Here is a 21391-nt window from a genome sequence, read left to right as displayed (position 1 = left end):
ACAGTGCGGCTCCGACGCGACACCGGGCGAGTGAGCCGCCGTCGGGGCTGCCGTCCCCAGTACGCATCGGGTTTTCCCGAGTAGTCCCCGAGTTGAAGATGTTCTACCGCCGGCCCGAGCAGGTGGCTCTGACGTTCTCGATGCCGGCCGTCATCTGCATTTTGCTGGGCTCGATCTTCTCCGCGAAACTGCCCGACAGCGAGACCAGCACCGGCGCGGTGATCGCGGCGAGCATGCTGGCCTACGGGATCCTCTCCACCTCGTTCATCAACCTGGGTATCAGCATCGCCTCCGACCGCGACACCGGTGCGCTGAGACGACTCCGGGGCACACCAACGACCGCATCGTCGTACTTCATCGGCAAAATCCTGCTCGTTGCCCTCGCCAGTCTCGCCGAGGCCGTGGTTCTGCTGTCGGTAGGGGTGTTGATCTTCAAGCTGCGCCTGCCGACGACCGTCTTCGGCTGGTTCACCCTGACGTGGGTGTTCCTGCTGGGCATTATCAGTTGTTCGCTGCTGGGCATCTTCATCAGCAACTTCGCCAGCAACGCGGTCTCGGCGGCCGTCCTCACCAATGGTCCGGCGGTGGGCTTGCAGTTCCTCTCCGGAACCTACGTGCCGCTGATGGCGTTGCCGCCCTGGATGTTGACGGTTGGCTCGATCTTTCCCGTCAAATGGATGGCTCAGGGATTCCGGTCGGTGCTGCTGCCGTCGAACATGGTCGTCTTCGAGCCGGCGGGCAGCTGGGAGCACTGGCATATATTCTTCGTGCTGATGGCGTGGAGTGCCGGCGGTTTGATCGCGTGTCTTGCGGTATTCCGTTGGTCGGACCAGAACTAGCGCTACCATCCACCGCTGGGCAGCGCACCTGAGGCGCACACGGGATGGTAGGAGTGCCGGCAATGACGGTTGTGGTCGCGGAGCTGGACGCGATCGCCACGGCGGCTTCGGATCTGGGCCGTATCGGGGCAACGATCAGTTCGGCCAATCAAGCGGCCCTGCTGCCGACGACGCGGATAGCCAGCGCGGCGGCTGACGAGGTTTCGCAGGGCATCGCCGCTCTGTTCGAGGCATTCGGCCAGGACTATCGGGCGCTCAGCGCGCAGCTGGCGGCCTTTCATGGCCAGATCGTGCGGGTCCTCGGTTCGGGGGCGCACGCGTACGCGGATACCGAGGCCGCCGGTGCGGCACTGCTGCAGGCCGGCGGCAGCTCAGCCGCGGCGGCCGACGCGGCGATGAAGCCGGCCCTGACGCTCTACGGGCCAACGGCACTGATCATGGGTCCCACCGGAAACCCACGTCCTTCGGGGCAGTACCTTCGCCAGGTTTTCAACCTCTACATCCGCCCCTTCTTCCCGGGCGCGGTAGCGTCCGGCTTGACCACGCCCGAGCAATTTCAACCGTTCAGCGGCATCCCCAGCCTGACCTTCGACGAATCGGTGGCCCGGGGGGCAACCATCCTTCATGAGGCGATCATGGCCGAATACACGGCGGGACGAGACGCCGTTGTGCTCGGCTTTTCCCAGAGCGCCTCGGTGGCCACCATGGAAATGCGCCACCTGGCCGGCCTGCCGCCCGGCCTGCGACCAGATCCGGACCAGCTGTCGTTCGTGCTGTTGGGTAATCCCAATAACCCCAACGGCGGCATACTCGCTCGATTTCCCGATGTGTACCTGCAGCCTCTGGGCTTAACGTTCTCGGGCGCCACTCCCGACAGCATTTATCCGACCACCGTCTATACCCGGCAATATGACGGGTGGGCGGACTTCCCGCAATACCCGCTCAATGTCGTGGCCGATCTCAATGCGATGCTGGGCATTTTCTATTCGCATGGCACCTACCAGGAGCTGACACCCGCGCAACTCGACACCGGCATAGTCCAGCCGGTGTCCCCGACGGCTACCGACCTCACCTACATCATGATTCCGACCGAAAACCTGCCGTTGCTGCAACCACTGCGCGGTGTGGTGCCCGAGCCGCTTCTTGACCTCGTTGAGCCGAACTTGCGCGTGATCGTTGAATTGGGTTACGACCGTACCGGATACGCCGATGTGCACACCCCGGCCGGCATATTCCCCACCCATATCGATCCGGTGACGGTGCTGAACGATCTCGGACTGGGTACCGAGCGGGGGATCAATGACGCGCTGACCGGTTTCGGACTGCCGCAACGTGTCGATCTGCCGTTCCCGGCACACGCCTCTTTGCCGCCGGTACCGATTCCACCGCAAACCATGCCCAGCATTGCGGTTCCGCCGCAGATCGGCGCTGCCCTCGACCCGCTGGACCACCTCGACCGGCTGGTCAGCACTGTCATCAACGACAGAATCGACCCCGTCATCACCTCGACCAGCTACGAATTGGGCGACTCGCTCTTGGCTGCGGCAGTCGCAAACAATGCTCCGGCCGGGGTGATCAATGCCGTCGTGGTCGGCCAGCGGATACTACCGATCCTGGTCGCGGGACCCGGCTATTTCGTGACGACCGATCTTCATTACTTCGCCGTCGCGGTCGACAACCTGGCGGCGGGGGACCTCGCCGGCTTCAGCCAATACCTGCAACTTATCCCGGCGACCAACGCCATGTTCGGCGTCTTCGGGGTTGGTATCGGCGTGCTGGCCGCCGGGTCCGTGCTGACGGGCCGGCCGTTCCCGTTCACCGCGTGATCGGACCGCACACGGCGGTCGACAGCGCCTCCGACCGGGGCGAACGAAGTTGACATCGCCAATCCGAAGCGTCGTAAACTAGCGACAAGCGCGTTATGACGATTTGAAAAGACGACCGTGCTGATTCACCGCTTCAAGGGAGTCGAAATGAAATTCACGCTCGCTCGTCGTGGTGCCGCGATATTGGGCTGTGCTGCGGCGGTGGCATTTCCTACGGCGGTTGCCAGCGCTGATCCGCCTGACCCGCACCAACCGGACATGACGAAAGGCTTCTGTCCGGGCGGTCGATGGGGGTGGGGAAATTTGGCCGTGTGCGATGGAGAGAAGTATCCCGACGGCTCGTATTGGCATCAGTGGATGAAAACGTGGATGGTCGGACCGCAGTTCTACTACGACTGCGTCAGCGGCGACGAACCCATGCCGGGCCCGCCGCCCCCCGGCGGCTGCGGCGGAGCGATCCCGCCCGACCAGGGGGCCGCTCCCCCCAACTGACCGCGGCACCGGGGCCCGCGGTGCCGTCAGTTTCCGTCGGTTGCGGCCTAATCGGTGAAGTCGATCCGCACCGACACCGGCGTCGTTTCCAGCGCCTTCACAACCCGGGCCCCGAACCGGCCGAACTGACGCCCCCGGGCCACCACGTCGTCATCAGGCCGCAGTGTCGCGATACCGGCACGCCACCGATTGCCTTGCCGTACCCGAACATTCGGATTGTCGAGAATGTTGCGGCCCCACCCCGAGCGGGTGCCGTGTTGACAGATGAGCCACGCGCCCGTGGTGTCGAACTGCACGGAAACCGGAACGCGGCGCACCTGGCCGGTCTTGCGCCCGATGGTCTCGAGCTCGGTGGCCAGTGCGGTTCGCAGCCCCAGCCTGCTCAATCCCTTTACCGTGGGGTTGAGCAGGTAGCGGCCGAGAGCACGTTCCCGGCGGAACTTCTGCAGGGTCTTGTCGTGCGTCTTCGTCATGGTGATCTCCGCTACTGTCGAATCGTGAAGGTGTTATACCGATCGGTCTACCCCGAGGATATTAGACCAATCGGTATACTGCAAGGTGGAACGCCGAGCAAGGGAGTAGCCGATGACCGCGCGCGAGCGCTTGATCGAAAGCGCCATCGAACTGGTGCGTCGTCACGGTGTGGCCGGTACCGGTCTGGCCGAACTGCTCGAGCACAGCGGCACGGCGCGCCGGTCGGTATACCTGAATTTCCCGGGGGGGAAGTCGGAACTCATCACCGAAGCGACCCGAACCGCGGGCCGGCTCCTCGACCCGGCGCCCCAAGGCGACGTGCGCGAGTCATTGGTGGCGTTCGTCGAAACCTGGAAGGAGACGTTGCGCTCCACCGACTACACCGCCGGATGCCCGGTGGTAGCCGCCGCGCTCGGACGTAGCGAAGCGCCCGCGGCCGCAGATGCCGCCGGTGAGGTGTTCACGGTGTGGCAGACGGCGATTGCCGAACGGCTGAGGGCGGTGGGTATCGGCGAGCCGGAGTCGCTGGCCACCACGATCGTGGCCGCAGTCGAGGGTGCAGTCGTCCTCTGCCTCGCCGCTCGATCCACCGACCCGCTGGACCGAACCGCTCGGATGCTCGACGAGCTGTTGAGTCGCGGTTGACCGCCCCCGCCGCGACGGTGTTCGGCTCTACCTGCGATGGCGTCCGCTACGCAGGGCCGGCTGGGGATTGTCCGGGCGTCGCAGGTGTCAGGATCACCACCGGGATTTCGCGGGTCGTGCGCTGCTGGTATTCCGTGAAGTAGGGATACATTTCGACCAGCCTCCGCCACAACTCCGGACGCTGATGCGGCGGTGCGAGTTCCGCGGTGACGTCGAACCTCGCGTTGTCCACCTGCGCCACGGCGTGGGGATTCGACCGCAGATTGCGCCACCAGGCCGGGTCGGTATCGCTACCGGCATAGGCGGCCGCGATCACGAGCCGCTCCCCGTCCTCGATGTAGATCAGTGGGACGGTGTGCGGCTTGCCGCTCTTGCGGCCGGTGACCGTGAGCAACATGGTGGGGTATTTGCGGTTCTGGGCCAGTCCGCGGGTCCATCGATACATTGCCGCGTGCAGGTTGCTGAAAGTGCGAGTCACCGGCCGCATCGCCGGCCGGCTGAGGATGCGGCCGGCGACGGCGAAAGCTGCAGACGTGCGTGGCTGGCGAGTCATCGTCGTACCTCCGTTCGAGTCAACATAGTCTGCACCTACTTCAGCAGCCGTCGACGGCGGAATAATCGGCCGGTGCGGGTTGTCACGTGTTGCGAAGCCGACCGACAGGGATGACGAGATGAAATTCGGGATCTCCACGTTCGTCAACGACGACGGTATCGACACGGTCTCGCTGGCGCGGGCGATCGAAGAGCGCGGGTTCGAGTCGTTGGTGGTCGCCGAGCACACGCACATTCCCGCCAGCCGCGAATCGCCCTATCCGCTCGGTGGCGAACTGCCCAAGATCTACTACCGGACTCTGGACCCGTTCGTCACGCTGGCCGCCGCCGCAGCCGTGACGTCCACGATCGAACTCTTCACCGGCATCGCATTGCTGATTCAGCGCGACCCCATCATCACGGCCAAGGAAGCGGCCAGCGTCGATCTGATTTCGGCGGGCCGGTTCGTGTTCGGTGTGGGCGCCGGCTGGAATCTCGAGGAGATGCGCGATCACGGTACGGACCCGAAGACACGCGGCCCGCTGCTGGATGAGCGGATCGAGGCGATCAAGGCGCTGTGGACCGACGAACCCGCCGAATACCACGGCAAGTATGTGGACTTCCCTCCGTCGTACATCCGACCGAAGCCGGTACGGCTGCCCCATCCGCCGATTTTCATCGGCGGCAACTCAGATGCCACGGTGAAGCGGATAGTGCGCCACGAGGCCGGCTGGATTTCCAACCCGCTGCCGATCCAGGACATCACGCGACGCGTTGACCAGTTGCGTAGCGCCGCGGGCCGGGATGTTCCGCTGGCGATGTTCGGCACCCCGAACAATCCCGACTACTGGCAAGCCACCGAAGAGCTGGGTTTCGGCCAGGTCGCACTGCTCCTGCCCACCAAACCGCGGGACGAGTCGCTGCGGCTCCTCGACGACTACGCGGCGCGAGTGGCGCAATATCGCGGCTAGGCACCACTTCCACGGCGCGAGCAGACGCAAAATCGCGCAGCCGCCCCGGGCGGCCGTGCGATTTTGCGTCTGCTGGCGGGTGAAGGTGGTCGGTTTGCGGACCGGTGTTCGGGGGAACGGACACAGGTGCTGTTATTGACCGTGCGACAAGTCACAGAATGAGAATCCGACCTCTAGGCACGGAAACCATGAACAACGACCGGGGCGAACGCCAGTCACCTGATTGGGCAGGTGCGAAGTGGTGAGCGGGATCCACGAACAGCTCGAGGAGTTGGTGGCCGCTCGCGACCAACTGCAGCAACTCGTGCGGGTCATTGTCGAAATCGGATCCGATCTCGATCTGGACATGACGCTGCAGCGAATAGTCAACGGGGCAATGGACCTGACCGGCGCCCGGTACGGGTCGCTGGGACTCCGGGCGGACGACGGTTCATTGACTTCCTTCATTTACGAGGGGCTGAACGACATCACCTCGCAGCGCCTCGGTGACCTGCAGGTGGGCGAAGGTCTGCGCGTCGATGATCTGGGCGCATATTCCCAGTCCACCGGCCTTGAGCCAGACGGCCCGCCGATCCGGGCGCTGTTGGCGATACCGATCACCGTTCGCGCCGCCGACTTCGGCAATCTGTATCTGGCCGATGACCGGCCCGGCCGAGTGTTCTCCGACTCCCAGGAGGGCGCCGTGCGGGCGCTGGCGACGGCCGCGGCCGCCGCTATCGACAACGCCCGACTTTTCAAGCGCGAGCGTGAATCCGCGAGATGGACCAACGCCAGCCGCGAGATCACGACCGCGCTGCTGTCCGGTGACCCGCAGATGGGGCCGCTGCAGCTGATCGTCAACCGGGCGCTCGAGCTGGCCGATGCCGAGCAGGCCATTCTGCTGGTGCCGGGCGAGCCCGACGTTCCCGGCATCGAAGTCAACACGCTGGTCGTCGCGGCCACCGCGGGCCGATACGCCGCGCAGGTGGTGGGTCAGCAGGTGCCGATGGACGCCTCCACCACGGGTGGTGTCGCGCGCCGCGGATCGCCGCTCATCACCGATTCCTTCCAGTATCCGATCGAGGGGTTCACCGATGTGGGGGAACGCTCGGCGATCGTCATCCCGCTGATCGCCGACGAGGCGGTGCTGGGGGTCATCGCGGTGGCGCGCCATCCCCAGCAAGCGCCGTTCGGCAACGATTACCTGGAACTGGTCAGCGACTTCGCCCGGCATGCGGCCATCGCCCTGGCACTGGCGGCCGGGCGCGAACATGCGCTGAACCAGGAACTGGCGAAAGCGGACACGGTCGACGAGGCGGTGCACGCCGCGGCCGAGGAGTTGCGCCGGTTGTGGCGGGCCCGTCGCGTACTGGCGGTCACGTTCCCGGCCCGCAGTGACGCCACGAAGTCGGTGGCCTACGGTGCCCCGCTGGTGGTGTCGGTCGGAGAGCCGGCGCAATGGGCGGGCCTGGCGCCGGATGTGCGCCAGCTGCTCAGGTCGTTGCGCGACGGTGAACTGCTCACTCCCAATATCACCAAGCCGGGGACAGCGGGAATAGCCTTGCGGCATCCCGAGGGTGTGCTCGTCGTCTCGATCGATCTGTCGGAGCAACGGCCGTTCACCCTCGAGGACCAGACCTTGCTCACCGTGCTCGCCGGCCGCCTCGGTCAGGGTTTGCAGCGGGTGCACCAGGTAGACCAGCAGCGTGAGACAGCGCTTGCGCTGCAACACGCGATTCTGGGACCGGCCGAGTTGCCGCACGGTTTTGCGGTCCGGTATCAGGCCGCCAGCCCGCCCCTGCAGGTGGGTGGCGACTGGTATGACATCGTCAACCTGGACGACGGCCGGATCGCGTTGATAGTCGGGGACTGCGTCGGCCACGGCCTGGCCGCCGCGACGGTGATGGGGCAGGTGCGCAGCGCGTGCCGGGCGCTGCTGCTGGACAACTCCAGTCCGAGCGCGGTACTTGCCGGGATGGACCGCTTCGCCGCGCGTCTGCCCGGAGCTCCCTGCACCACCGCCGTCTGCGTGGTGCTCGATCCCGATTCCGGCGAATTGGTGTATTCCAGCGCCGGGCACCCGCCACCCGTTCTGGTCGACTCCGACGGCACGATCCAGCGGCTCGACGCGGGCCGCACCATCGCCCTGGGGATGCGTCCCGGCTGGCCCCGCCCCGAGGCCCGCGCGACGATGCCGGCGCGGGCGACCCTTGCGCTCTATACCGACGGCCTGGTCGAGCGCCGTCGCGAACCCATCGAGCGGGGGATCTCCCGCGCCGCTTCCTTCATCAGCGACGGCCGGGCCAGCGAACTCGACGGCTTGGCGAACCAGATGATGTCGCTGCTCGCGCCGAGCGGTGGATACCAGGACGACGTCGTCCTGATGCTCTACCGCCACCCTGCGCCACTGGAACTGTCCTTCCCCGCCGACCCGGCCAACCTCGCGTCGTCACGCAATGCCTTGCGCAATTGGTTGTCCCGCGCCCGCCTGGGCCAGGATCAAGCGGCGAAGGTGCTGCTCGCCGCCGGGGAAGCAGTGGCCAACGCCATCGAGCACGGCCACCGGCACAGCCCTGGGGGCACCGTCACCCTCGGTGCCACCGCAGTCGATGACAGGGTCCAGCTGACTATTACCGACACCGGCTCCTGGAAGACACCGCAACCCGACTCCTACCCCCGGCGGGGGCGAGGTATCACCCTCATGCGAGCGCTCATGCACGACGTCACCATCGAGTCCCACACGGACGGCACCACCGTCCAACTATCCGCGAGGATCAGCTGATGCCCACGTCGCTCACCCTGGACACCGCTCGTGACAACGATGGAAAACTGGCGCTGTTGGCGGTGGGGGAGATCGACCTGAGCAACATCGACCTATTCGAACGGGCGCTGGCCGTCAACGCCGACGAAGCGGCGAGCGGCGACAGCAAACTGACTGTGGATCTCAGTAGGGTGGAGTACCTGGACAGCGCCGCCATCAACGCCCTGTTCAACCACGCCGACCACATCCACCTCATCGCGCATCCGCTGCTGATGTCCATCCTTTCCATGTGTGGCCTCACCGAACTGATCACCACCGAACCGGCGCCGGCTGGCCACTGAAACCACCCGCGAGCAACCCGCGTCGAGGCGCTGCACACGACCTGTCATGTGGATCCCCATCCTGGTGATGGCTCTCGCTGTGAGCCTCGAGCCGTTCCGGATCGGTCTGACGGTGCTCATGCTCACCAGGCCCAAGCCGATCCTTCAGCTGTTCGCTTTCCTGGGTGGAGCGTTCACCATGGGCATCACGGTAGGCCTGGTGGTGATCTTCGTCTTGCGGCGCAGGCTGTCCGCTTCGGCCCATCTGACCTTGCCCACTGTCCAGATGCTGATCGGCGGGCTGGCGGTGCTGGTCGCTGCGTTGCTGGCGGCACGGGTGGCCGTGAGCCGCTGTCGCCGCCGACGGCCGAACCCGGTTGACGTCGTCGAGCGCGAAACCCGGGCGCAGCGGCTGCAGGCGCGGCTTCGGGAGCTGCTGGCAGGACGACAACTGTGGGTGGCGGCGGTGGCGGGCCTGGGGGTCGCGCTGCCGTCGGTGGACTACCTGGCCGCGCTGGCCGTCATTCTGGCTTCCGGCGCGGCAGCGACCAAGCAAATCGGGGCACTGTTGTTATACAACGTCGTTGCCCTTGCGCTGGTGGAGATTTCGCTCCTTGCCTACGTGCTGGCTCCCGATACGACGCGCCGATCCCTGGCCGCACTGAACACCTGGGTGGCGGCCCGTCGCCGCGTCGAACTCATCGGTTTGCTGCTCGTCGTCGGCGGGGTGCTGCTCGCCGTCGGCATCGCGGGCAGCTGAGCGGATCTGGGCCTCGTCCAATTCCGCTGTGGCACATTTCTACTCGAGAGTGCGCAGGGTGCGCGGCGTCACTCCACCGGCAGGCTGGGTGCGACCGGCTCACCGACAGAGGCGTTGTACTGCGGGCAGTACGCCAGAGTCGCGGCGTTGACGATGTCCAACGCAGTCTTCTCGTCTCCGACCTCTGAGCCGCTGGCCAAACCCAACGTGGCGAGGCCGTTACCGGTCAAGACGATGTTGGCGGCCTGCAGATCCGTTTGACCCTGCGTTCTCGCTTGGCAAACCTGTTGAGCCAACGGGATTACCGCCCGGGCCGCGGCTTCGGAGGTCGGGGGCGTGAACACCCGCGTCATGTAGTCGACGAAGAAGGTCTCGCCACTTCCGGGCCCTGGCTCTGCGGCGGCGGTCGGGGCCATCGCTACGGCCGACATCGCCAGACCCGCCAGCATTGTGCTCACTTTGACCGACACGTTTCCTCCAGGCCGACTCTGCGGTTATCGCCAGCAGAAACTAGCACCGCAGGGCTCTGAGCACGCGAATTAGCGCCCTATTAGGGCCGCGCGCGTCGGTGGGATAGACTGTCGACAACGTTGGCCTTCCATCACCACCGCCAACACGTCGTGGAACGTTCCTCATCCCACCGGCGCCGGCCCCGCAATTCGCGGCTCAGCGTCGCGTTCAGATGACCCGTGCAGCAAGCACTACGGTCTCGCGGCGATCGATTTTGCCCACCGGCAATCTCGCCAGCTTTGTGCCAGTCCGGAGCGCACCGTCGCGACCATCTGGCACATACGATGCCCCCGAAAGGCACCGAAAAGTGACTACTCCCAACACATTTGCCGACCTCGGCGTTAGCGCACCGCTGACCCGGGTACTCGCCGACGCCGGCATTACCACCCCATTTCCGATCCAGGCCCAGACCCTGCCGGATACCCTCGCCGGCCGAGATGTACTCGGCCGCGGCAAGACCGGTAGCGGAAAGACGCTCGCCTTCTCGATTCCGTTGGTCAGCCGGCTCTCGTCGAGCAGGCGGCGTCCGTCCCGACCGTCGGGCTTGGTGCTGGCTCCCACGCGTGAGCTGGCGACCCAGATCAGTGCGGCGCTGCAGCCGTTGGCCGCGGCCTGCAATCTGCGAGTCACCACCATCTTCGGCGGTGTGTCGCAGAACCGTCAGGTGGCAGCGCTGCAATCCGGCGTCGACATCGTGGTGGCCTGCCCGGGTCGGCTCGAAGACCTCATGAAACAACGATTGGTCAGCCTCGACGCCGTGGAGATCACGGTGATCGACGAAGCCGATCACATGGCCGATCTCGGGTTTCTGCCCGGCGTCACCCGCATCCTGGCAAGCACCCCGGCCGGGGGCCAGCGACTGCTTTTCTCGGCGACCCTGGACAACGGCGTCGACAAACTCGTCAATCGGTTCCTGCGCAATCAGGTGCTGCACTCGGTCGATGAGTTGAATGCACCGGTGGCGGCGATGACCCACCACGTGTTCCATGTGGCCGGGGCGGAAGCCAAGAAGGAACTGGTGCACCGGCTGGCCTCAGGCAGTGGCCGCCGAATCCTGTTCATGCGCACCAAACATCACGCCCGCAAGCTTGCCAAGCAACTCACCGATGCCGGTATCCCGTCAGTCGACCTGCACGGCAACCTTTCTCAGCCGGCGCGTGACCGCAATCTCGCCGCGTTCACGACGGGGGCAGCCAGGGTGATGGTGGCAACCGACATCGCCGCGCGTGGCGTACACGTGGACGAGGTCGAGTTGGTGGTGCACATCGACCCGCCCAGCGAGCACAAGGCTTACCTGCATCGGTCCGGCCGCACCGCGCGGGCCGGAAACGCGGGCGACGTGGTGACGGTGGTGCTGCCAGAGCAGCGCACGGACACCCGGGCGTTGCTACGCAAGGCAGGTATCCGCGTCGAGCCGCAGCAGGTGACCGCCGACTCTGCCGCGGTGCAGGCGTTGGTGGGCGAGGTCGCGCCACACCGCGCCCCAGTCGCCAAAGTCACTGCGCCCCAACCTGGCCAAGCTGCCGGACGGTCGGGCGGGCAGCGGCGTCGCAGGCGGCCCGGCGGGAACCAGCGCAGTGCCCGCTAGGCGCTGACGAATCCGGGGATCAGGCCGGCGGCTCGCATTCGGGGATCGTGATGTTCTTCAGCTTCAGCTCGTCGCAGTACGCCTGAAAGTTCCGGCCTGCCGCCTCGTCTTCAGCGATCTGGTTCTCCAGCCCGCAGGTGTTGTTCAGCAGGCAGGGGTCTATGGGCGTCGCCGTGACAGAAGTCGGTCCGTGGTCGCCGAGCGTCTGGGCCTCCGCTGCGCCGAAACTGATTGCCACGCCCCCGATTACCGCGGCAACCCCGATCAACCGGATCGGCCGGCGCGCGCGGCGAGGCTGTGACTGCGCAGGTGCTGACTTTTCCTCGAACATCTACCACTCCTTGATAGTTGACGGGCCATCTGGCGTTTCAGACGAGTTAGCGTCGCCGCCACGGCGCCAACGTTCGGCATCGTAGCTGCTCAGGCTTGAAACCGCCTGTCGTAATCGATCCTCATGAAACTATTGCATATGGCATGAGTTGCGGTCAAGCAGGACTTGCGCTATCGGAGTGTCGGTCAGAAGCGGATCAGTCCGCGCAGATTCAGCCCGGCGTGCATGTCGGCGTAGCCGTCGTTGATCTCCTCGAGCGTGTACTCGCGGGTGACCAGTTCGTCGAGCTTCAGCCGCCCGGCCCGGTATAGATCGAGCATCCGCGGAATGTCGCGGCGCGGATTGGACGACCCGAAAAGTGATCCCCGAACCTGCTTTTCGTACAGCGTCAGATCGAACAGCGACATTGCGACACTGGTATCGGCAGGGTGGGGGATTGCGGTCATCACCACTCGGCCGCGCTTGCCGACCAGGCTCAACGCCTGCGCCACATACTCTCCCTCGGCCGAGTCGGTGCTGACAACGCAGACGTCGGCCAGCTGACCCCGGGTGAGGTCGGTAACGAGGGACAATGCTTCGTCGACGGTCGCCGCGGTGTGGGTGGCGCCGAATTCGAGGGAACGGCTGCGCTTGTACTCGACGGGATCGAGCGCGACGATGACGCGGGCACCGGCGATGCGTGCGCCCTGGATCGCGTTCATGCCGATACCGCCGACACCCATGACCACCACCGTGTCGCCGTCACGCGCTTCGCCGGTGCGCACCATGCTGCCGTAACCGGTGGTGACCCCACAGCCGACGAGTGCCGCGGTGTCCAGCGCCGTGCCCGGATCGACCTTGATGACCGAGGCCATCGGGACCACCGTGTACTCGGAAAACGTTCCCAGCACGCACATTTGGCCCAGCCCTTGACCTTTGGCGTGGAACCGGAAGGTGCCGTCGAGTTGCGGCCCGGCGATGATCGCCGCGCCGAGCACGCAGAGGTTGCTCATGCCGCGCGCGCACGGTTCACAGCAGCCACAGGCCGGGATGAAACTCAACACCACCGAATCGCCTTCGGCGACCTCGGTGACTCCTGGGCCGGTCTCGACCACCACCCCCGCGCCTTCGTGCCCGCCGACCACCGGCAGCTGCATGGGCATGTCGCCGGTGATCAGATGATCGTCGGAATGGCACAAGCCGCTGGCGGTCAGCTTGACCAGGACCTCGTTCTCCTTGGGGCCGTCGAGGTCGACCTCTTCGACCTCCCACTTCTGGTGCAGGCCCCACAACACCGCGGCCTTGGTCTTCATCGTTCCGGCGTCCAGGTGGCGGGCAGGCTGTTGATGCCGTTGATGAAATTGGCCAGCGCGTATTGGGGTTCGGGTGCCGAGATGTCCGGGATGCGGGTGTATACGTCGGTCAGCAGCGCCTTGAGCATGGTGCGGGCCAGCGCGGCGCCGAGGCAGAAGTGCGGGCCACCGCCTCCGAAAGCAATGTGCGGGTTCGGGTTTCGCAGAATGTTGAAGGTGTGCGGATCGTCGAAGACGTCCTCGTCGCGGTTGCCGGAGTAGTACCACAGCACCACCTTGTCCCCGGCCTTGATCTGCGCGTCTCGCACGGTGACGTCCCGGGTGGCGGTGCGGCGCATGTGGAGCAACGGTGATCCCCAGCGCAGCACCTCCTCCACCGCAGTGCCGACCCGGCCCTCGACGTCCTGCACCAACAGCGCGCGCTGGTCGGGAAACTTCGACAGGGCCGCGATGGCGTGCGCCGAGGCATGTCGGGTGGTGTCGTTGGCCGCCACACCCATCAGGACGAAGAAGGCCCTCAGTTCGTCGTCGGTCATCTTCTTGCCGTCGAATTCGGCCTGCACCATCCAGGTCATCAGATCGTCACCGGGGTTGGCCCGCCGCTGCGGGATCAGTTCCGATGCCACCGCGTGCAGGTCGAGCACGGCGCCCATGAACAGCTCCAGCTCACTTTGTTCGCCGCGGATGTTCGGGTCGGTCCAGCCCACCAGCCGCTGGGCGGCGGTGACGGCCTTGTCGCGCAGCTCGCCTTCGGGCAGGCCGAAGAAGCTGCCGAAGATCCGGCCGGGCAGTTTCACCGACACCAGCTGAACGAAATCTCCCTCGCCGAGGTGCGCCATCTCGCTGACCAGGTCGTGGGCGTGGCCGCGGATCCACCCTTCCAGCCGTCGCACGTTCTTGGGTTTGAACGCCTCGGTCGTGATACCGCGCAATTGGGTGTGCCGCGGGGCATCCATCGCGATGAAGGACTGCGCGATCTCGACCGCTTCCGGAGCGAAGTCTTCCATGGTGATGCCTTGGGCCGACGAGAAGATCTCGGGGTGGCGGCTGGCCATCCGGATGTCGTCTTGCTTGGTCAGCGACCAGAAGCCCCGGTTGTTGAGTTCGGGCGGCAGCAGGTCCGATTCTGCCGGCCGGCTCCACGGCACCGGGTTCTCGGCACGCAGTACCGCGAAGGCCGCGTCACGCTCTTCGGGCGGTTTGGCCCAGAAGGCGCGCGCGCTCAGGTCGATGTCTTTGTACGTGGCAGCGGTGGTGGGTGCGGTCATAGCGGGGTGCCCTTTCTCGCCTGGCGGATCCGTGCTGAAGTGCACGTCGCCGTGGCATGGCACTCATGGTGGCCAGCGCCACGGCATTGCGGCACCGGCACGCGTGCCAATCACTGGCCTTTGCGGGCCAAACGAGTCAGCTCACCGGGGCGCGGAAGGTGGCGAGGAGCCCGCCGCCGTCGCGCGCAGCGAAGTCGACCCGGCCACCCATCGCCTCGACGATCTGCTGGACGATCCACAGCCCCAACCCGGCGGTGCCGCGCTGGCCGCCGAGGCTGACGTATTTGGTGGTCAGCTCGCCCAGGCTGTCGGCCGGGATCCCCGGACCGCGGTCAGCGACCGACACCACCAAGTCCCCGCCGTCGCGCACGCACGTCACGTCGACCGGTTCACCCCGGCCGTGCCGGGCGGCGTTCTCGAGCAGATTGGTCAGCACCCGCCGCAGCGCCTGCTCGTCCACCGCCACGGTCCCGACGTCGACGCTCAACTGCAACCGCGGCGGTGCCAGCCCCACCGCGTCGGCGGCGGCCAGAACCAGATCGACGACGTCGACGCGGCGCACCCGGCCCGTCGAGAAGGTCGGGCGGCGGCTCAGTGCGACGTCGGACAGGGCGTCGAGCATGTCGCCGATGTGACGCGCGTGCCGGGCGACCAGCTGCAGGCTGGTGTGCTGATCGGCCTGTGACATCGGCTGCGCTGACGTCATGGCCTCGGTCAGCGCCTCCAGTGAGGCGACCGGCGTGCGGAATTCGTGTACCAGCACCTGCAGTCCGTCTTGTTGCGACTGATAGGAACGCAGCAGGCGCGCACGCAGGTCGCGTTCCTCTTCGGCGGCGGCGTGTTCGGCTTCGGCTTCCACCAGCGCCGTCACCCGGGAGCGGTGTTCCCGTTCGGCGAGTGCTGACAGCGCCGCGGTGATGATCGCGACGAACACCAGGTACAGCGCCGACCAGGCGGCCAGCAGCGCCGGCGCCGCGGTGACGGGTTGCGGCGGCGACGCACTCAGTGCCACCGAAATGTAGGCTATCCCCAAAAGCACTGCAACTGACAAGGTTTCGGCCAGCGATAGCCGGGCCGCGGAGGCGATGACGGCCAACGCCAGCACCGACACCACGGGGCTGTACACGCCTCCGCTCAGCGCGATGAGCGCGAGGGTGAATGCCGAGTCGAACGCGGTGATCAGCCCCGCATACCGGGTGCGGCGCACCTCCAGTTGCGGATAGGCCATCAGGGCGGCCGCATAGGCCATCGCTCCGGCGAGCACCACCACCGTGGCCGCGGTGTGTTCGCGGACCCACTGCGGTCCGATCGCCAGCAGCACAGCGATCGAGCTCACCACGGCGACCCGTACCGCCACCACCGTGCGGGCCAGTCCGTAGTCCGCACCGTCGAAGTCCATCTCGGTTCGGAGTTGATCGAGCGGTGTCACCCGGCTGACCATAGGGTTTGGTCTAGCATCACGGCAATGACCCGCTCGCCGTACGTCGTGGTCATCGTCGATGACCACGAACTGTTCGCCCAGGGCCTGGCTCTGTTGCTCACCCGCGAATGGGGCGAACTGTTCACCGTCGGCGGCCAGACGACGTATGTCGAAGAGGCTGCGGACCTGGTGGCCCGCTGCAAGGCCGACGTCGCGATCGTCGATCTGTCCATGCCGCCACTGGGCGGCGTGGCGGCGATCCGGCATATCAAAGCCCGCCATCCGAGCACAAGGATCCTGGCCCTCTCCGGCACCGACGACCTCGGGCTCGCCGAAGAAGCGTTGCGCGTCGGCGCCGACGGCTTTCTGCCCAAGACCGCCCGGCCCGAGGCGCTGGCCGGGCCGCTGTGGACCGTCGCCGAAGGACTGCGCGTGATCGACGGCGCACTGCTCAATGCCCTGCTGAGCAACACCCGCAAGCCGCCGTCCGCGCTGCTGAACAGCCTCAGCGCCCAGGACCTGCGGCTGTGGGCGCTACTGGCTACAGGTATGGAGACCGGCGATATCGCCCACCGGATGCTGGTGTCGGAGCGCACCGCCAAACGCATGGTCGCCGCGCTGCTGCACAAGTTGGGAGTCGGCAACCGCATCGCGGCCGCCGCGCTGGCCGGACGTTTCGGGATCCTCGATGAAGGTACCGAAGCCGATTGCCTCAGTTGAGGATTCGGATCGCCTGCGCCGGACACATCGCGGCCGCTTGAATCACCAACTGCCGCTGGGTTTCCGGTGGGTCAGGCTGGAGCACCAGCACCCGATCGGCACCCTCCGGTAGGTCGAAGACCTCCGGTGCCGCCAGCAGGCACTGGCCATGGCCCTCGCACAGGTCATAGTCGACAGTGACGTGCATAGGTACCTCCCGGCTCCGCTGGTGCGATCCAGTATCGCCGTCGCGGCAGCCCTGCGGGCGGCCCGAGCGCGCCAGCAGTGGCCTGCGCGGGCCAGGGGTCGGCGGCTCACGACCTGGAGTTCAGCAATTCGTTGATCTTCTTGAGACGCTTGACTACCAGGGCCGCGATATCCACCGAGCGGTCCGGCGAGCAGGTGACGATCTCGGAAACCACATTGGCCTTGGCGAGTACGGCGAATTCGCAAATCCATTTCTGCCCGGCCAGATTCGTCGACCACCGGACAGCCTCGGGCGGGCTCTCGGCCAGTGGTGCCGGGTTCACCGTCATCTTGCGCCCGTCGTCGCCCCAGGCGGTGACCGGACGCTGGCATCCCGGCACCGTCTTGCGAATCGAATCGAGAAAGCCGGCGGCGTCGAAGCTGGCGGGATAAGTGGCCGAGACCTCCAGCAGCTGATGCTGGTCTATTCGATGGTCCTGTTGGGTGCGGGCCTCGCGGCCGGTGTAGTTCGTCGGGAACAGAGGATAGCGGCCGAACGCGACGACGCCATGGCACTCGGCCGGGTCGGCGCCGATGAACAGCGCCGCCTGCATGTCGTCCTCGGTGAGTGGGCTGTTGGCTACCACCGAGAGTGCCCCGGACGGCGTCAGCAGATCCTCGAGCTGTGACGGTCGTATGGGCCCGCTGGAGCCCGCTCCTCCCGTCGCCGCCTTGGGGTTGCCGTCGACCACACTGGTACAACCGCAGAGCGCCACGCAGCACACGAGCAGCAGCCACCGAACCGCGCCCGCAGACCGGCGCGACGGAGCGGAACCACGGCCGGCTTCACGCACGGTTCAAGCATGGCCGAACACCGGGCCGGGCGCGCGGCCAGGGGGCGTGACCGCAATGTTGACAGTGTCATAGTAACAGTGTCAGTATCGTTTCCATGCCGGAACGGGCGTCCTGGACGCTGGACGAGTTGGTGGAGCGGGTTTCCGCTGCCCTGGGTTCCAGCGGCTACCCGGGATCGCCCAACGGGCGTGTCCGCGAGCTGCCCGATCGGCGTGCGGTGCGGTGGTACACGACCACCGGACTCGTCGACCGGCCGCTGATGCAGGGGCGCAGCGCCAGCTACGGCAGCCGGCACCTGCTACAGGTCGTCGCGGTCAAAAGGCTACAAGCGCAGGGCCTTTCGCTCGCTGAGGTGCAGGCCAAACTCTCCGGCGCCACCGACGAGTTACTGCGCCGGCTCGCCGATGTGCCTGAGGAACTGGCTGAACCGGCGGCACAGCCGTCGACCCCGGCGCGCACGGATCGCGGCCGGTTCTGGGCCGAACCGCCTCCGGCCGCACCGGTACCCAACGGCGGCCGCACTGACAGCGTTCAGGCGCTGACGGCGGTGACACTGCCCGGTGGCGCGATGCTGCTGCTGCCCCCCGGAACCGCCACCAGCGACATTCACGGTGACATCAATGCGATTCGCGCCGCTGCCACGCCGTTGCTGGAACTGCTGGCCGATCGCGGCCTGCTAACCCTCGATGATCGGAGCCCCTCATGACCGTCCGCATCACCTCGATGACTGACGCCGGTGCGCAGTCCGTTGCGGAGACCGCCGGCCCGGGCGTTGTGCGCACCGAACGCGGCGGTCTGCCGCTGGAACACATCGACATCCGTGCCGATATCACCGGCCTCACCAGTCAGGTCGAGGTGATGCAACATTTCGTCAATTCCTTCGACGTACCCCTGGAAGCCAGTTACGTGTTCCCGTTGCCGGACCGGGCCGCGGTGATCGGAATGGCGCTGACGGCGAACGGGCGTGCCGTGGCGGCGGAACTGGCTGAACGCGACGATGCCCGGACGACCTATGACCGGGCCCTGATGGCAGGCCGGCGGGCATCCATCGTCGAGGAGGAGCGGCCTGACATGTTCACCATGCGGCTCGGCAACCTCGCGCCCGGCGAAAGAATAAGCGTCGCAATAACACTCGTCAGCCCACTGTCGTATGCGGACGGCGAGGCGACATTCCGCCTGCCCCTTGTTGTTGCGCCGCGCTACATTCCGGGCGAGCCACTGGCCGATGCCGCGGTCGGCGACGGTTACGCCGACGACACCGATGCGGTCCCGGACGCTTCGCGGATCACCCCGCCCGTGCTGCTGCGCGGGTTCCCCCGCCCGATTCCCCTGACCATCGACGTCGGCGTCGACCCAGCCGGTATGACTCTCTCGGAGATCCAGTCCAGCCTGCCCACCGAAATCACCGACAACGGCCGCATCCGAGTTCTGCCGGGGGGGCGGGCCGACCGGGATTTCGTGTTGCGCTTGCGCTACGCGACCGATGACCTCACCGACTCGCTGGTGTTGGTTCCCGACGCCGTCGGCGACGAGGGGACCTATCAGCTCACGGTCCTGCCACCGAAGTCCAGTGCGCCTGCGCGCCCCCGCGATCTCGCACTGCTGCTGGACTGCTCGGCGAGCATGGGTGGCTGGAAGATCGCGGCCGCGCGCCGGGTCGCGGCGCGCATCATCGACACGCTCACCGAGGCCGACCGCTTCGCGGTGTTGACTTTCAACGACGGGGTGCAGCGCCCTGCGGGTTTGCCCGATGCGTTGGTGGAAGCTACCGACCGCAACCGGTTCCGCGCGATCGAACACCTTGCCGCCCTCGATGCCGGCGGCGGCTCTGAGCTTTTCGCGCCCATGCGGAAAGCCTTGGCCTTGCTGCCTGCGGACGACCGTCGCGACGGGCGGGACGCGATCCTCGTCTTGGTCACCGACGGTCAAGTGGGAAACGAGGACCAGCTGCTGCACGGACTGGCCGGCGACCTGCGCCGGGTACGGATGTATGCGGTCGGCATCGACCAGGCGGTGAACACCGGCTTGCTGGGCCGGCTGGCCCGCCTCGGCGGCGGCAGTTGTGAGCTGGTGGAAAGCGAGGATCGTCTGGACCAGGCCATGCAAACCATCCACCGTCAGGTCGGTGCACCCGTCGCCCATTCGTTGACGATGCACCCCGAAGGACTGACCACCATCGAGGGCACCATGAGCCCGGCCCGACTGCCTGATCTGTTGCCAGGGGTCCCGCTGGTGGTGCGCGGACGGTATCGGGGAAGCGCGGCGGGTTCGATCGTGGTGCGCGGGACGGATCGCGCAGGTGCGAAGTGGTCGGTTGCGGTGACCGGACACCACCGAGAGGCACCGGCGGTAACCGCTGCGTGGGCGCGAATGTTCTTGCGCGACCTCGAGGACCGCTACGTCTCGGCACCGCAGCGCACCGACTCGCCGGAATTGGCGAAGCGCATAATCGACACGTCGGTGCGGTTCGGTGTGCTGTGCAGGTTCACCGCATACGTGGTGGTGGACAAGCGAATCGTCGCCACAGGTGAACAGCCACACCGTGTCGTGCAGCCCGTCGAGGTCCCGGCCGGCTGGGAGCGGCAAAGTCCGGTCGAGGCGCCCGCTCCCGGCGCACCTGTCGGACAGGCCGGCGTGAAGTCGGCGGTCGCGCGAATGGTCAAGCTGCGCAATGTAATTGCCTTATCGGTGGTGAGCCTGCTGCTCATCGGCGGGGGCTGGTTCTGGTCGCTGCAACCGGGTGTCCTGCCGCCGTCCACTCGCGATGGTGTGGTGTCCGGCAAGTTGACGGAGACACCGGGACAGGACCGTTCCGAGTCGCGGGGTCAGCTCCCCGCCACCATGGGGGGCGGCATTGCCGACCAGACGACGGTCAGTCCGGCACCCCTGGCGCCGCCGACCGACAACAATTTCAAACGCGACGTCGTCACCAACGGATCACTGCAGTTGGTCGTCGCCGATCCGGGCGCGGTGGCCGACCGGCTCGTCGCCTCGGTGAACGATGCGGGCGGACGGGTGGATTCGCGATCGGAGCGCTCCGGGTCGTCCTCACCGGTGGTCGGGCTCGTGCTGCGCATACCCGCCGACAAGCTCGACGGGGTGCTGGCCGATGCGAAGAAACTCGGGACGGTCGAGTCGATGTCGATCACCCATACCGACGTCACCACACAACGCGTCGACCTCGACGCCCGCATCGACGCGTTGCAGACTTCGGTCAAGCGCCTGCTGGAACTGATGAGCAAGGCGGGTAACACCGCCGACCTGCTCGCCGCCGAATCCTCGCTGACTCAGCGGCAGGCCGAGCTGGACTCGCTCAAGGCGCAGCGCAGCACGCTACATGACGAAATCGATTACGCCACAATCAGTATCAATGTCTCAGCGGTACCCACCGTGGCCCACCCCGGATTTCTCGGGGCACTGCAGCGCGGGTGGCTCTCGCTGACCGTAGCGGCGAATCGAAGCCTGCTGACCGTCGGATTCCTGCTGCCGTGGCTGGCGCTGTTGGCTCTGCCGGTGTTGGGTCTGGTGCTGGTGATGCGGCGGCTGTCCGCTCCTCGGGTGGCCGGTGTCGCACCGGGACCGCGTGCGGACGCACCGGCCGGCGGTGAGCACTGAAGCACACCCTTGGAGATGTTTCAATTGTT

At 66.5% G+C, this 21391-nt stretch carries 21 protein-coding genes; 12 read left to right on the top strand and 9 right to left on the bottom strand.

The window, feature by feature from the left end; all coding sequences use genetic code 11:
• Window positions 1-98: 98 nt before the first annotated feature.
• From AC5Y7D_RS01650 to AC5Y7D_RS01640, 3 genes are all read left to right on the top strand, one after another.
• On the top strand, window positions 99-839 hold the full coding sequence (locus tag AC5Y7D_RS01650) for an ABC transporter permease (RefSeq protein WP_499920966.1): 741 nt from the start codon (window positions 99-101) through the stop codon (window positions 837-839).
• A gap of 62 nt (window positions 840-901) precedes the next feature.
• Window positions 902-2665, top strand: a complete 1764-nt coding sequence (locus AC5Y7D_RS01645; protein ID WP_499920835.1) for a PE family protein — start codon at window positions 902-904, stop codon at window positions 2663-2665.
• 147 nt (window positions 2666-2812) lie between these two features.
• Complete coding sequence (locus AC5Y7D_RS01640; RefSeq protein ID WP_499920834.1) at window positions 2813-3157, top strand: hypothetical protein; 345 nt, start codon at window positions 2813-2815, stop codon at window positions 3155-3157.
• A gap of 47 nt (window positions 3158-3204) precedes the next feature.
• Here AC5Y7D_RS01640 and AC5Y7D_RS01635 read toward each other — a convergent pair whose 3' ends face one another.
• Entirely contained in the window at window positions 3205-3630 is a 426-nt protein-coding gene (locus AC5Y7D_RS01635) for a nitroreductase family deazaflavin-dependent oxidoreductase (protein ID WP_499920833.1), read from the bottom strand.
• A 112-nt stretch (window positions 3631-3742) separates the two neighbouring features.
• Between AC5Y7D_RS01635 and AC5Y7D_RS01630 the strand changes: the two genes are divergently transcribed.
• Complete coding sequence (locus AC5Y7D_RS01630) at window positions 3743-4276, top strand: TetR/AcrR family transcriptional regulator (protein ID WP_499920832.1); 534 nt, start codon at window positions 3743-3745, stop codon at window positions 4274-4276.
• A gap of 46 nt (window positions 4277-4322) precedes the next feature.
• Here AC5Y7D_RS01630 and AC5Y7D_RS01625 read toward each other — a convergent pair whose 3' ends face one another.
• Entirely contained in the window at window positions 4323-4829 is a 507-nt protein-coding gene (locus tag AC5Y7D_RS01625; RefSeq protein ID WP_499920831.1) for a nitroreductase/quinone reductase family protein, read from the bottom strand.
• 118 nt (window positions 4830-4947) lie between these two features.
• On the opposite strand from AC5Y7D_RS01625, the gene AC5Y7D_RS01620 reads away from it, so the two are divergent.
• The 4 genes from AC5Y7D_RS01620 to AC5Y7D_RS01605 all read left to right on the top strand — a co-directional run bounded on the left by AC5Y7D_RS01620 (window position 4948) and on the right by AC5Y7D_RS01605 (window position 9598).
• Window positions 4948-5778 (top strand): LLM class F420-dependent oxidoreductase, encoded by an 831-nt coding sequence (locus tag AC5Y7D_RS01620; RefSeq protein ID WP_499920830.1) that lies wholly within the window; start codon window positions 4948-4950, stop codon window positions 5776-5778.
• Window positions 5779-6016: 238 nt separating this feature from the next.
• Window positions 6017-8539 (top strand): SpoIIE family protein phosphatase, encoded by a 2523-nt coding sequence (locus AC5Y7D_RS01615; protein ID WP_499920829.1) that lies wholly within the window; start codon window positions 6017-6019, stop codon window positions 8537-8539.
• On the top strand, window positions 8539-8859 hold the full coding sequence (locus tag AC5Y7D_RS01610) for an STAS domain-containing protein (RefSeq protein ID WP_499920828.1): 321 nt from the start codon (window positions 8539-8541) through the stop codon (window positions 8857-8859). The genes AC5Y7D_RS01615 and AC5Y7D_RS01610 overlap by 1 nt, the downstream gene beginning before the upstream one ends.
• Before the next feature lie 46 nt (window positions 8860-8905).
• The gene (locus tag AC5Y7D_RS01605; protein ID WP_499920827.1) at window positions 8906-9598 is read left to right on the top strand and encodes a GAP family protein; all 693 of its coding nucleotides are present in this window, start codon (window positions 8906-8908) and stop codon (window positions 9596-9598) included.
• A 68-nt stretch (window positions 9599-9666) separates the two neighbouring features.
• On the opposite strand, the gene AC5Y7D_RS01600 is transcribed toward AC5Y7D_RS01605, so the two are convergent.
• Entirely contained in the window at window positions 9667-10068 is a 402-nt protein-coding gene (locus tag AC5Y7D_RS01600; RefSeq protein WP_499920826.1) for a DUF732 domain-containing protein, read from the bottom strand.
• Between the two features lie 347 nt (window positions 10069-10415).
• Here AC5Y7D_RS01600 and AC5Y7D_RS01595 point away from each other — a divergent pair, with 347 nt between their 5' ends.
• Window positions 10416-11696, top strand: a complete 1281-nt coding sequence (locus AC5Y7D_RS01595; protein ID WP_499920825.1) for a DEAD/DEAH box helicase — start codon at window positions 10416-10418, stop codon at window positions 11694-11696.
• Between the two features lie 19 nt (window positions 11697-11715).
• Here AC5Y7D_RS01595 and AC5Y7D_RS01590 read toward each other — a convergent pair whose 3' ends face one another.
• The 4 genes from AC5Y7D_RS01590 to AC5Y7D_RS01575 form a co-directional block, all read right to left on the bottom strand.
• Entirely contained in the window at window positions 11716-12027 is a 312-nt protein-coding gene (locus AC5Y7D_RS01590; RefSeq protein ID WP_499920823.1) for a hypothetical protein, read from the bottom strand.
• 185 nt (window positions 12028-12212) lie between these two features.
• Window positions 12213-13319, bottom strand: a complete 1107-nt coding sequence (locus AC5Y7D_RS01585) for an NDMA-dependent alcohol dehydrogenase (protein ID WP_499920822.1) — start codon at window positions 13317-13319, stop codon at window positions 12213-12215.
• Window positions 13316-14587 (bottom strand): cytochrome P450, encoded by a 1272-nt coding sequence (locus tag AC5Y7D_RS01580; RefSeq protein WP_499920820.1) that lies wholly within the window; start codon window positions 14585-14587, stop codon window positions 13316-13318. The genes AC5Y7D_RS01585 and AC5Y7D_RS01580 overlap by 4 nt, the downstream gene beginning before the upstream one ends.
• Window positions 14588-14723: 136 nt before the next feature.
• Entirely contained in the window at window positions 14724-16016 is a 1293-nt protein-coding gene (locus tag AC5Y7D_RS01575; RefSeq protein WP_499920819.1) for a sensor histidine kinase, read from the bottom strand.
• A gap of 36 nt (window positions 16017-16052) precedes the next feature.
• Between AC5Y7D_RS01575 and AC5Y7D_RS01570 the strand changes: the two genes are divergently transcribed.
• Complete coding sequence (locus AC5Y7D_RS01570) at window positions 16053-16727, top strand: response regulator (protein ID WP_499920818.1); 675 nt, start codon at window positions 16053-16055, stop codon at window positions 16725-16727.
• Here the strand turns inward: AC5Y7D_RS01570 and AC5Y7D_RS01565 are convergent.
• A complete protein-coding gene (locus tag AC5Y7D_RS01565) occupies window positions 16720-16914 on the bottom strand; it encodes a ferredoxin (RefSeq protein WP_499920817.1) in 195 nt (64 codons plus the stop codon). The two genes, AC5Y7D_RS01570 and AC5Y7D_RS01565, sit on opposite strands and share 8 nt — an antisense overlap.
• A 106-nt stretch (window positions 16915-17020) precedes the next feature.
• Window positions 17021-17644: a sensor domain-containing protein gene (locus AC5Y7D_RS01560; RefSeq protein ID WP_499920965.1), complete on the bottom strand. Its 624-nt coding sequence runs from the start codon at window positions 17642-17644 to the stop codon at window positions 17021-17023.
• 197 nt (window positions 17645-17841) lie between these two features.
• Between AC5Y7D_RS01560 and AC5Y7D_RS01555 the strand changes: the two genes are divergently transcribed.
• Both AC5Y7D_RS01555 and AC5Y7D_RS01550 read left to right on the top strand, forming a co-directional pair.
• Window positions 17842-18453: a MerR family transcriptional regulator gene (locus tag AC5Y7D_RS01555; protein WP_499920816.1), complete on the top strand. Its 612-nt coding sequence runs from the start codon at window positions 17842-17844 to the stop codon at window positions 18451-18453.
• On the top strand, window positions 18450-21362 hold the full coding sequence (locus tag AC5Y7D_RS01550) for a DUF4349 domain-containing protein (protein WP_499920815.1): 2913 nt from the start codon (window positions 18450-18452) through the stop codon (window positions 21360-21362). The genes AC5Y7D_RS01555 and AC5Y7D_RS01550 overlap by 4 nt, the downstream gene beginning before the upstream one ends.
• The last annotated feature ends 29 nt before the right edge of the window (window positions 21363-21391 follow it).

The organism is Mycobacterium sp. NGS49 (assembly GCF_059812565.1).
The sequence above is the reverse complement of the archived record's forward strand: the minus strand, read 5'-3'. Positions and strand labels throughout refer to the sequence as shown.

Coding starts and splice junctions, on each gene's coding strand:
- AC5Y7D_RS01650 (WP_499920966.1), top strand. CDS start 99: ATGTTCTACCGCCGGCCCGAGCAGGTGGCTCTGACGTTCTCGATGCCG.
- AC5Y7D_RS01645 (WP_499920835.1), top strand. CDS start 902: ATGACGGTTGTGGTCGCGGAGCTGGACGCGATCGCCACGGCGGCTTCG.
- AC5Y7D_RS01640 (WP_499920834.1), top strand. CDS start 2,813: ATGAAATTCACGCTCGCTCGTCGTGGTGCCGCGATATTGGGCTGTGCT.
- AC5Y7D_RS01635 (WP_499920833.1), bottom strand. CDS start 3,630: ATGACGAAGACGCACGACAAGACCCTGCAGAAGTTCCGCCGGGAACGT.
- AC5Y7D_RS01630 (WP_499920832.1), top strand. CDS start 3,743: ATGACCGCGCGCGAGCGCTTGATCGAAAGCGCCATCGAACTGGTGCGT.
- AC5Y7D_RS01625 (WP_499920831.1), bottom strand. CDS start 4,829: ATGACTCGCCAGCCACGCACGTCTGCAGCTTTCGCCGTCGCCGGCCGC.
- AC5Y7D_RS01620 (WP_499920830.1), top strand. CDS start 4,948: ATGAAATTCGGGATCTCCACGTTCGTCAACGACGACGGTATCGACACG.
- AC5Y7D_RS01610 (WP_499920828.1), top strand. CDS start 8,539: ATGCCCACGTCGCTCACCCTGGACACCGCTCGTGACAACGATGGAAAA.
- AC5Y7D_RS01605 (WP_499920827.1), top strand. CDS start 8,906: ATGTGGATCCCCATCCTGGTGATGGCTCTCGCTGTGAGCCTCGAGCCG.
- AC5Y7D_RS01590 (WP_499920823.1), bottom strand. CDS start 12,027: ATGTTCGAGGAAAAGTCAGCACCTGCGCAGTCACAGCCTCGCCGCGCG.
- AC5Y7D_RS01585 (WP_499920822.1), bottom strand. CDS start 13,319: ATGAAGACCAAGGCCGCGGTGTTGTGGGGCCTGCACCAGAAGTGGGAG.
- AC5Y7D_RS01580 (WP_499920820.1), bottom strand. CDS start 14,587: ATGACCGCACCCACCACCGCTGCCACGTACAAAGACATCGACCTGAGC.
- AC5Y7D_RS01570 (WP_499920818.1), top strand. CDS start 16,053: ATGACCCGCTCGCCGTACGTCGTGGTCATCGTCGATGACCACGAACTG.
- AC5Y7D_RS01565 (WP_499920817.1), bottom strand. CDS start 16,914: ATGCACGTCACTGTCGACTATGACCTGTGCGAGGGCCATGGCCAGTGC.
- AC5Y7D_RS01555 (WP_499920816.1), top strand. CDS start 17,842: ATGCCGGAACGGGCGTCCTGGACGCTGGACGAGTTGGTGGAGCGGGTT.
- AC5Y7D_RS01550 (WP_499920815.1), top strand. CDS start 18,450: ATGACCGTCCGCATCACCTCGATGACTGACGCCGGTGCGCAGTCCGTT.